9 protein-coding genes are annotated in these 8,423 nt (G+C 43.8%); all 9 read left to right on the top strand.

Features of this window, described 5'->3' with window-relative positions; translation table 11 throughout:
• Positions 1-345 precede the first annotated feature (345 nt).
• The 9 genes from NTX44_03015 (at position 346) to NTX44_02975 (ending at position 8,377) form a co-directional block, all read left to right on the top strand.
• A complete protein-coding gene (locus tag NTX44_03015; protein MCX6120574.1) occupies positions 346-1,449 on the top strand; it encodes an ice-binding family protein in 1,104 nt (367 codons plus the stop codon).
• 385 nt (positions 1,450-1,834) lie between these two features.
• A complete protein-coding gene (locus tag NTX44_03010; protein ID MCX6120573.1) occupies positions 1,835-2,911 on the top strand; it encodes an ice-binding family protein in 1,077 nt (358 codons plus the stop codon).
• Between the two features lie 301 nt (positions 2,912-3,212).
• Positions 3,213-3,647 (top strand): hypothetical protein, encoded by a 435-nt coding sequence (locus tag NTX44_03005; GenBank protein MCX6120572.1) that lies wholly within the window; start codon positions 3,213-3,215, stop codon positions 3,645-3,647.
• Between the two features lie 262 nt (positions 3,648-3,909).
• Complete coding sequence (locus NTX44_03000; protein ID MCX6120571.1) at positions 3,910-4,200, top strand: YtxH domain-containing protein; 291 nt, start codon at positions 3,910-3,912, stop codon at positions 4,198-4,200.
• Positions 4,187-4,423, top strand: coding sequence for a YtxH domain-containing protein (locus NTX44_02995; protein MCX6120570.1), 237 nt, complete (start codon positions 4,187-4,189; stop codon positions 4,421-4,423). The genes NTX44_03000 and NTX44_02995 overlap by 14 nt, the downstream gene beginning before the upstream one ends.
• A gap of 231 nt (positions 4,424-4,654) precedes the next feature.
• Positions 4,655-5,755: a hypothetical protein gene (locus NTX44_02990; protein ID MCX6120569.1), complete on the top strand. Its 1,101-nt coding sequence runs from the start codon at positions 4,655-4,657 to the stop codon at positions 5,753-5,755.
• Between the two features lie 74 nt (positions 5,756-5,829).
• Positions 5,830-6,648, top strand: a complete 819-nt coding sequence (locus NTX44_02985; protein ID MCX6120568.1) for an ABC transporter permease — start codon at positions 5,830-5,832, stop codon at positions 6,646-6,648.
• 17 nt (positions 6,649-6,665) lie between these two features.
• Positions 6,666-7,445 (top strand): ATP-binding cassette domain-containing protein, encoded by a 780-nt coding sequence (locus NTX44_02980; protein MCX6120567.1) that lies wholly within the window; start codon positions 6,666-6,668, stop codon positions 7,443-7,445.
• 29 nt (positions 7,446-7,474) lie between these two features.
• Complete coding sequence (locus tag NTX44_02975) at positions 7,475-8,377, top strand: MlaD family protein (protein ID MCX6120566.1); 903 nt, start codon at positions 7,475-7,477, stop codon at positions 8,375-8,377.
• Positions 8,378-8,423 lie beyond the last annotated feature (46 nt).

The following is an 8,423-nucleotide window of genomic DNA, read 5'->3' as shown; positions in this document are numbered from 1 at the left end:
ATCCCCAAGGGATTCTTTCGGAAGAGTCTCGATAACTATCGGGATGACGAGTAGGGAAAGGAGTAACAGTGTCTTACTGAGCTTCTTTCCCTATTCTTGTTTTGCTGTTACCGGTTCGTACGTGTCAGCTCACCTCAAGGGGTTAATTACTTTTTCATCCTTTAGAGCTATTCCCTCCCTAAGAAATTATCGGTATATCTGTATCACGTTCAGCAGGTACTATTTCACTTCTCGAAATGCCGGAAAGGAAATTACGCAGTGAGCTGGGATTGAATGGAAGGACAAACAAAGTCAAATGAATAGTTAACTTACTTTTTCATTTTTAATTAAACACATGGAGATTATATGAAGACTCACACAACAAATTTAACAAATAATTTAGGCCGATGGGTACGCCTGCTCGGTTCAGCGTTAGCGATTTTCTTGATGGTGCATACCGTCGCCGTGTCTCAATCACTAGTGCCGGTAAATCTTGGATCGACCGGAACGTTCGCGATTTTGGCTGGTTCGTTAATCTCTAACGTTCCGACTTCTGCTGTTACCGGGGATATTGGTTTGAGTCCGGCCGCAGGCAGTGGTATCACTGGCTTTGGGGCTCTAGAAGTCACAGGGACGATATACGCAGTCGATGTTACTGGTCCTGCAGGTTCGATGCCTGCTGCTACTTTATTAACCACTGCTCAGGGCGACTTAACCATAGCGTACAACGACGCCGCTGAACGAACACCAGTACCAACCGGTACTTTTTTAAATCCCGGATCCGGAGATATCGGCGGGTTAACCCTCATAGCCGGACTCTATAAATTCACGAGCACTTGTTCGATATCGTCAAACGTCACTCTCTCGGGCAGCTCAACTGATGTCTGGATATTCCAAATAGGGTCTGATCTCAATTTGAACAACAATGTCCAGGTCATTCTCGCCGGAGGCGCTCAAGCTTCCAACATCTTTTGGCAGGTCGGCACTTCAGCCGTACTTGGAACGACCTCTGTCTTCAAGGGAACCATTATGGCGGATCAATCAATCTCACTGAATACCGGCGCAACGCTGGATGGCAGAGCTTTGGCACGTATTGCTGCGGTTACAATAGCATCTAGTACAATCGTCAGGCCGGCAAGTACGACTGCTGTAGAAATTGGATCGGCGCCAACAGAATTTTCACTTTCGCAGAATTATCCAAATCCGTTCAACCCATCTACGAAGATTCAATACAGTATCAAGAATGCCGGTATGGTCTCCCTAAAGGTTTACAATTTGCTTGGCGATGAAATTGTTACGCTCGTAAACTCCCATCAGGAAGCCGGCAGTTACAGTGTATCGTTTAATACCAACGAGGGAAGACTCAGCTTTGCGAGCGGTGTGTACTTCTACCGTCTTGTGGCGAATGCCATCCCTTCGGGAGAATCCGGATCTTTCGTTTCGGTTAAGAAATTCGTTCTCATAAAGTAAGCGCACAGCGGAACCGTTTAGAGCTTCGAGAGTTACCGGGATCACATATGATTTATTCAAAGGATTCCTTCGGGGATGAGTAGGGAAGGAGGAAACAGTGTCTCACTGAGCTTCTTTCCCTACTTTATGTTTGCTATTATCGTTTTGTGATGTATCCGCTAACAACTAAAGGATTAGTCCCTTTTTCATCCTTTAGACCTATTACCTTCTTATGAAATTATGAGTATATCTCTATCACATTCAGCAGAGAAATAATACTCTTCTCGAAGTGCCGGATTTGACAATCTGGACGAAAAATTTATACGAAAGGAAGGTGTATAATCAAACAAAGCCTAGTGGAAAGCAAACAAAACTATTTTTCTTTTATTAATTACAGGAGAATTTTATGAAAACAACAAATTCCATAAATAAACTAAGTCGATGGGTACGCCTGTTCGGCTCGACGTTGACGATTATCTTGATGGTGTATGCCGTCGCCGTGTCTCAATTAGGCCCGGCACAGGTAAACCTGGGAACAGCCGGTAATTATGTGATTCTAGCAAAGACAGGAATCTCATCCACCGGAACTACCGCAATAGTCGGTGATATTGCACTGAGCCCAGCCGCTGCGAGTTTCATCACCGGATTTGGAATAACAGCCCCTCCGACGACATTTGCGATATCGTCTCTCGTGACGGGAAAAATATACGCAGCAGATTATGATCCTCCAACTCCAACAATCTTAACAACAGCTGTAGGTGACATGCTCACTGCATACACAGACGCCGCAGGCAGGGCTCCTGATTCTACAGAACTGGGTACTGGAAGTATTGGCGGGAAAACACTCACTCCTGGGGTTTACAAATGGACTACCAGTATTGTAATACTAACGGATGTAACTATTTCCGGTGGACAAAACGATATTTGGATTTTCCAGACATCAGGAGATATTACACTCGCTAATGCGAAGGCTGTTATATTGAGCGGTGGTGCACAGGCCAAGAACATATTCTGGCAGGTCGCTGGACAAGTGACGCTTGGTACAACCTCGCACTTCGAGGGAATCATAATGTGTCAAACGCTTATTGCACTGAACACCGGTGCATCAATCAATGGTAGAATGTTGGCACAGACTGCGGTTACATTAGATGCCAATGCTGTCACTCAGCCGGCGACAGCAACTGCTGTTGAGACAGGAGCAGCACCGCAAAAATTCACGCTCTCGCAGAACTATCCCAATCCATTCAATCCATCCACGAAGATTCAATACAGTCTTGAGAAGGCTGGAATGGTTTCTCTAAAGATTTTCAATATGCTTGGTGGGGAAGTTGCTACGCTCGTGAACACTCGCCAGGAAGCCGGCAGTTACACCGTGCCATTCAATACAAGCGAGGAACGACTCAGTCTTGCAAGCGGTGTGTATTTCTATCGTCTGGAATCAGGATCCTTCGTTTCGGTGAAGAAGCTGGTCTTAATGAAGTGAGGATAGAGCAGAGTTGCCTATCTGAATCCCGATAGATATCGGGATCAAGTATGGTCTTTTGAGAGGGGAAAGGAGTAAACAGTGTCTCAATGAGCTTCTTTCCCTTCTCCTGCTTGCAGTTATCGGTTAGCTGTGCGTCAGCTAACCCCAAAGGGTTAATTCCTTTTTCATCCCTTTGGACGATTACGTTTCATCATTGAAGTAGTATCTTTATTACAATGTTATTTGTTTTATGAGTCATGGTACCTGGTTAGTGAGATAGTCAACTTTTTATTCATTCGTGATATGAAAGGGTAATCGAATGTCACTGCGCAATGTATTTGCATATACTGTCATGGTTTGTCTTTTTGTTGGAATAGGGTACGGACAGGGAAGAGATGAATTTAAAAAATATTTCAACGATGCAGCTCTTCGTGTGAAAGCAGCATCCAGTCCGCAAGAGAAGCGAGAAATTCTCAGCACATCTCTTTCTGCAATGTCTCGTTCGCTCGTTGCAGTCCAGCGGTCGCCGCTGATTTCTGAGAACGATCGGAAAGCGATCATCCGTTTCGAATCATCGATTCAGGAAAAGCAGAAGGAACTCTCGGGAGCCGAAGGTTATACACGCGTACCCGATGAGCAGCTTAATGCGTTTGCTGATTATACGGCCCAGGATGTGGAGCAAGCTGAAGGGATATCAATCAGCCTCCTCGCGCTGATCCTGATCATCGTTCTCGTTGTGCTGCTTCTGCGATAAGAATTGGGATCTGCCCATACAAAAAAGATCGACTATGCTGACCTTTATCAGCTAAGTAACTTCGCCCCTGAGGTATGATGCGTTGCCCGGCAAGTTGGATGACGGTAAAAAAGTTGATCTTGAATTTATTAGTATAGTCAGGACGGATGACAGCAATATCATCCAATTCTGCAGTCCCGATTTTCCATGGAGGGATACTGCAGTTGATTGTGACTGGGGCTTCATAGTCACATTTTTTAAATCAATGGGAAAGGAGAGCATTATGGTATCAATGAGAGTATTCATAGGAGCAATGGCGGCTGGAGCCTTGATGGGTGTACTGTTCGCCCCGGCAAAAGGATCGGTCACGCGTAAAAGAATTGCTCATAAAGCAAACACATTTGATAATGAAATACAAAATACTGTTGATGAACTGGTCGACACGATGACGCAGAGAATTGAATCAGTGCGGGACGATGTTGCTAACTTGAGAAGACAATTAATACAACAACAAAAGAACGATAGGATGTCAATGAACGAACCAAAGAAAGGTAATGACTATGAATTCAGCTAAGGTTTTTTGGAGCGGGCTCGGATTGTTTGCGGGGGGAGCCGTGGTGGGTATGTTGTTCGCACCGGCTCAAGGCAAACACACGAGGAAAAAAATTGTCAACACCACTGCCGACTATATGAATGAACTCAAGTCCAAAGCAGATGATTTAATGGAAAACATAACCGAAACAATAGATATCGTTAAAGACGAAGCCGATAAATTAACGCGAAAACTGAAACGGTGAACAAAGTAGGTAAGGTATCATCAAAACATCCGGAATCAACGTTCAGGTCATTCGGTTTGTGATGGCTGTTTAATACCAGTTTCTGCTTTGGGACATAAGAAAAAGTAGCTGATGTCGGGCTGATCATCATGAGCGGGACATTGTTTGTGCCGGGGAAAAAGAAATAAGTAAACTCATCAACCAGACAATTACGAACGGCCTTCTATGAAATGTCAGCCCATTCGATCACTTATGAAAGTCTTGCGATGGCATTGGGCATATGCCTATCGAGCCACTTGTCCTCTGTTCACCATAATGCTTTTGTCGTGTAGTACGGAACCGGCTCTGCAGTATGACGTGCCGCATGGTCGACGCCCTGATGGCCTGCTGAAGTATTCGCTCGTTTTTTTCATACACGGAGACGGAGATTATCTCTATCACGATGCATTCGGCAAGCCGCGCAATGCGGATGAAGTAACGGTATTAAAAGCACGGTCGATTGCAGAAGGTAACCTTCATACCGAAGTTTTCATTTTTCATGAAAAACGAAAAAGACACACGTTCGTGTTCTTCCCGCAGCGCGACGGTGAATTTTTCTACTACAGAAACGGTCGGCTCGATGTTCACGAACGGTATTGGCGGGATGAGCGCAACTCATCCTTTGGATACGAAACTGAAATGTACAGGCGCTTTCATACAGCCGAAGGGAAGGATGTGAAAAAAATTGTGTTCTTTTTCGGACATGAAATCCCGGAATTCGACGGCGAAGACTACAATGCGTCTTATGCAGATAGACCATTCACGGTCGATACGCTTGCCGAGTGTTTGCGGGAATTTCAGGGTGCGCACCGCCCATTCGACCTTGTTGTTCTTTCGACATGCTACAATGGCACGCCGTACACAATATCTGCAATCGCACCCTATGCGCGGTATATTGTCGCGTCGCCGGATAATCTTCATCTTTCGTATTTCACCATTCCATCATTCGGACAATCGGATTCTGCTGCGTCTAATGAAACAATTGAAGCTTGGACGAAAAAGTTTGCACGCGATGCTTTTGACACACTCGCCGCAACAGTGTATACCGCTGTGAGCGTTGCAACGTACGATGCAAGCATCGTGCAAACATACGTTCGAACTGTTGACACAATCTACAATCGGTCTCTGTCCAAGGTGAAAGAATATCCGGCGGCTTCTCGCGAACACTGCGATTGCTCCAGTATCCCTGAGTTCATCCAGCCCGATATGAACCGGGGAGTAGAAGTGTACTACAAGCCGTCCCGTTTCGGACGATCAAAACACGTACCCAACCATTCTGGATGGGAATGCTGGAAGATCACTGGATCGCCCTAAACGATTCTTTCTATGATTGAGAAATTATTGAGCCGCTGGATGGATTATTGAGATATTGAAAGACATGACGAACAATGGAACCTAAAATAAAAATAAGATCGATCACCCGTGAAAAAATTGAAGAGGATTTTTTAGCGTCGATATTTGGAAAATTCTTTATCGAAGTATCGTCGCTGGCATCTTTTACATTGCGCTTTTTCAAAGAAGTGTTGAAGCCTCCCTATGAGTTCAATGAACTGTTGAAACAATCGTTTCTGATCGGCTACAAGTCTTTTCCGTTGGTTGCTATTACCGGCTTTATCATTGGGCTAGTGTTTACTATTCAGTCACGACCCACTTTGAATAAGTTTGGCGCGGTTTCCATGCTGCCTGCGATGGTCGCCATATCCCTCATACGGGAAATAGGACCGGTGATCACGGGTTTGATTTTTGCCGGGAAAGTTGGTTCCGGAATTGGTGCAGAACTGGCATCAATGAAGGTGACCGAACAGATCGATGCGATGCAGGTATCGGGTACTAATCCGTATAAATTTCTTGTCGTAACAAGAGTACTCGCGGCAACATTGATGCTTCCTCTCTTGGCGGTGATGGCCGATGCCGTTGGTTTATTAGGATCATTTGTCGGCGTCAACTTGAATGGACATGTCAGTGCCTCCTTTTTCTTTTTGCAGGTATTTCAGAGTCTCGAATATAGCGATTTGCTCCCGGCGATCATCAAAACATTTTTCTTCGGATTTGCAATCGGTCTGATAGGATGTTATAAAGGCTATTATGCAAATACTGGAACGGAAGGAGTGGGAAAAGCGGCAAACTCAGCCGTCGTATTCGCATCGTTATTGGTCTTTATAATAGATATGATAGCGGTACAACTTACAAGTTTGTATCAATACTAAATCAAGTAAGCAAAAGAATGACAGAGAATGCAGTACCGAAAAATATCGATCAAGATTCTATGCAAAACAATTCTATCGTAGTTGAGATGGTGCATCTAAGGAAATCGTTCGAGAATAATATCGTGCTGCGGGATATTAATTTAGTGATTCATAAAGGAGAGAACCTCGTTATCCTTGGAAAATCTGGAACCGGTAAATCAGTACTTATAAAATGTATCGTAGGATTGCTTGATTGTGACTATGGCTCGCTTGCTATTTTTGGAAAAGATATATCTCAACTCTCGGAAAAGGAGCTCATTGAAACACGTAAAAAGATTGGTTTTCTCTTTCAAAGTGCTGCCTTGTATGATTCCATGTCAGTAAGGGAGAATCTTCAGTTTCCGCTGAGAAGGCAGCAGCGTTCAATACCAAAAGAAAATATGGACTCGATGATAAAAGAAGCTTTGGAGAATGTAGGTCTAGCGAAAGCAATCGATAAGACGCCGACAGAACTTTCCGGCGGTATGCGTAAACGGCTGGGATTGGCCAGAACGTTGATCCTGAAACCGGAAATCATGCTGTATGATGAACCGACAACCGGACTCGATCCCATTACATCAAAAGAAATAAGCAAACTCATTCTGGAAGTACAACAAAAATATAATACCTCTTCTGTCGTAATCACACACGATATGGAATGTGCAAGACTCACAGCAGATCGAATCGTAGTGATCAAAGATGGAATGTGTGAAGCTGAAGGATCATTCGACGAGCTCAAGAATTCAACAGATATCTGGATACGGTCGTTTTTTGAATAATCGATTACAAAACTTAAAGAGCTGATAAAATGAGAAAAGATACAAGCAATAAGATCAAATTGGGGATATTTATTTCTATTGGAATGATGGTATTCATTGTCGGAATATATTTTATCGGCGCAGGACGGCAATTATTCAGAAGCACATTTCGCATCAGCGGGGTATTCAAGGATGTTGCCGGACTTCAGCCAGGAAATAACGTGCGGCTCTCAGGAATAAATGTGGGAACTGTAGACATGATTAGTATCGTGAGCGATACCTCCGTGAGAGTAGAAATACTCATTGATGAAAGCACTCGTAAGTTTATAAAGAAGGATGCGGTCGCAGGTATTGGCTCGGAGGGTCTTATGGGGAATAAAACGATCATTATGTATCCCGGCACAGGCGGAGAAAAGGAAATAGAAAACAATGATATCGTTCAAACAGTCCCGTCCTTGGGTGTGGACGATTTTATGGTATCAATGAAGAAAACGATTGATAATACAACCACTATCACAAGTGATTTGTCGAAGATTACAAAAAATATTCAATTAGGAAAAGGAACAATAGGAAGGCTGTTAATGGATCAATCGATGAGCCAAAATGTCGATTCTACGTTCACCAATTTGAAGAACGGCTCAGCCGGATTTAAAATACTTATGGAGAAAGTAAATGACATTGACGATGCTCTGGCATCACTAAAACAGACGACGGAAAATACGGCCAACATTACAAGTGATTTATCAAAGATTTCACACAATATGGAATCAGGTAAAGGAACAATCGGTAAGCTGCTCATGGATTCAACAGCAGGAGATGGAACAATTGGTAGATTGCTCATGGATTCGACGGCGGGGAAAAATTTCGATTCTCTGTTTATTAATTTGAAAGAAGGTACAGCAGGGTTGAAAACACTTATAGAGAAAGCACATAATAGCTGGCTGCTGTGGTGAATTTTTAAATGTAAAAAGTATGTTCCGTATCCAAACTCTCAACGGC

This window comes from Ignavibacteriales bacterium (genome assembly GCA_026390575.1).
In the GTDB taxonomy this organism is placed as follows: domain Bacteria; phylum Bacteroidota; class Ignavibacteria; order UBA10030; family UBA10030; genus Fen-1298.
This window is presented reverse-complemented; position numbering and strand designations above follow the sequence as displayed.

Excerpts from the sequence above, each read along its gene's own strand:
- NTX44_03000 (MCX6120571.1), top strand. The coding sequence starts at position 3,910 with ATGGTATCAATGAGAGTATTCATAGGAGCAATGGCGGCTGGAGCCTTG.
- NTX44_03015 (MCX6120574.1), top strand. The coding sequence starts at position 346 with ATGAAGACTCACACAACAAATTTAACAAATAATTTAGGCCGATGGGTA.
- NTX44_02975 (MCX6120566.1), top strand. The coding sequence starts at position 7,475 with ATGAGAAAAGATACAAGCAATAAGATCAAATTGGGGATATTTATTTCT.
- NTX44_03010 (MCX6120573.1), top strand. The coding sequence starts at position 1,835 with ATGAAAACAACAAATTCCATAAATAAACTAAGTCGATGGGTACGCCTG.
- NTX44_02980 (MCX6120567.1), top strand. The coding sequence starts at position 6,666 with ATGACAGAGAATGCAGTACCGAAAAATATCGATCAAGATTCTATGCAA.
- NTX44_03005 (MCX6120572.1), top strand. The coding sequence starts at position 3,213 with ATGTCACTGCGCAATGTATTTGCATATACTGTCATGGTTTGTCTTTTT.
- NTX44_02990 (MCX6120569.1), top strand. The coding sequence starts at position 4,655 with ATGAAAGTCTTGCGATGGCATTGGGCATATGCCTATCGAGCCACTTGT.
- NTX44_02985 (MCX6120568.1), top strand. The coding sequence starts at position 5,830 with ATGGAACCTAAAATAAAAATAAGATCGATCACCCGTGAAAAAATTGAA.
- NTX44_02995 (MCX6120570.1), top strand. The coding sequence starts at position 4,187 with ATGAATTCAGCTAAGGTTTTTTGGAGCGGGCTCGGATTGTTTGCGGGG.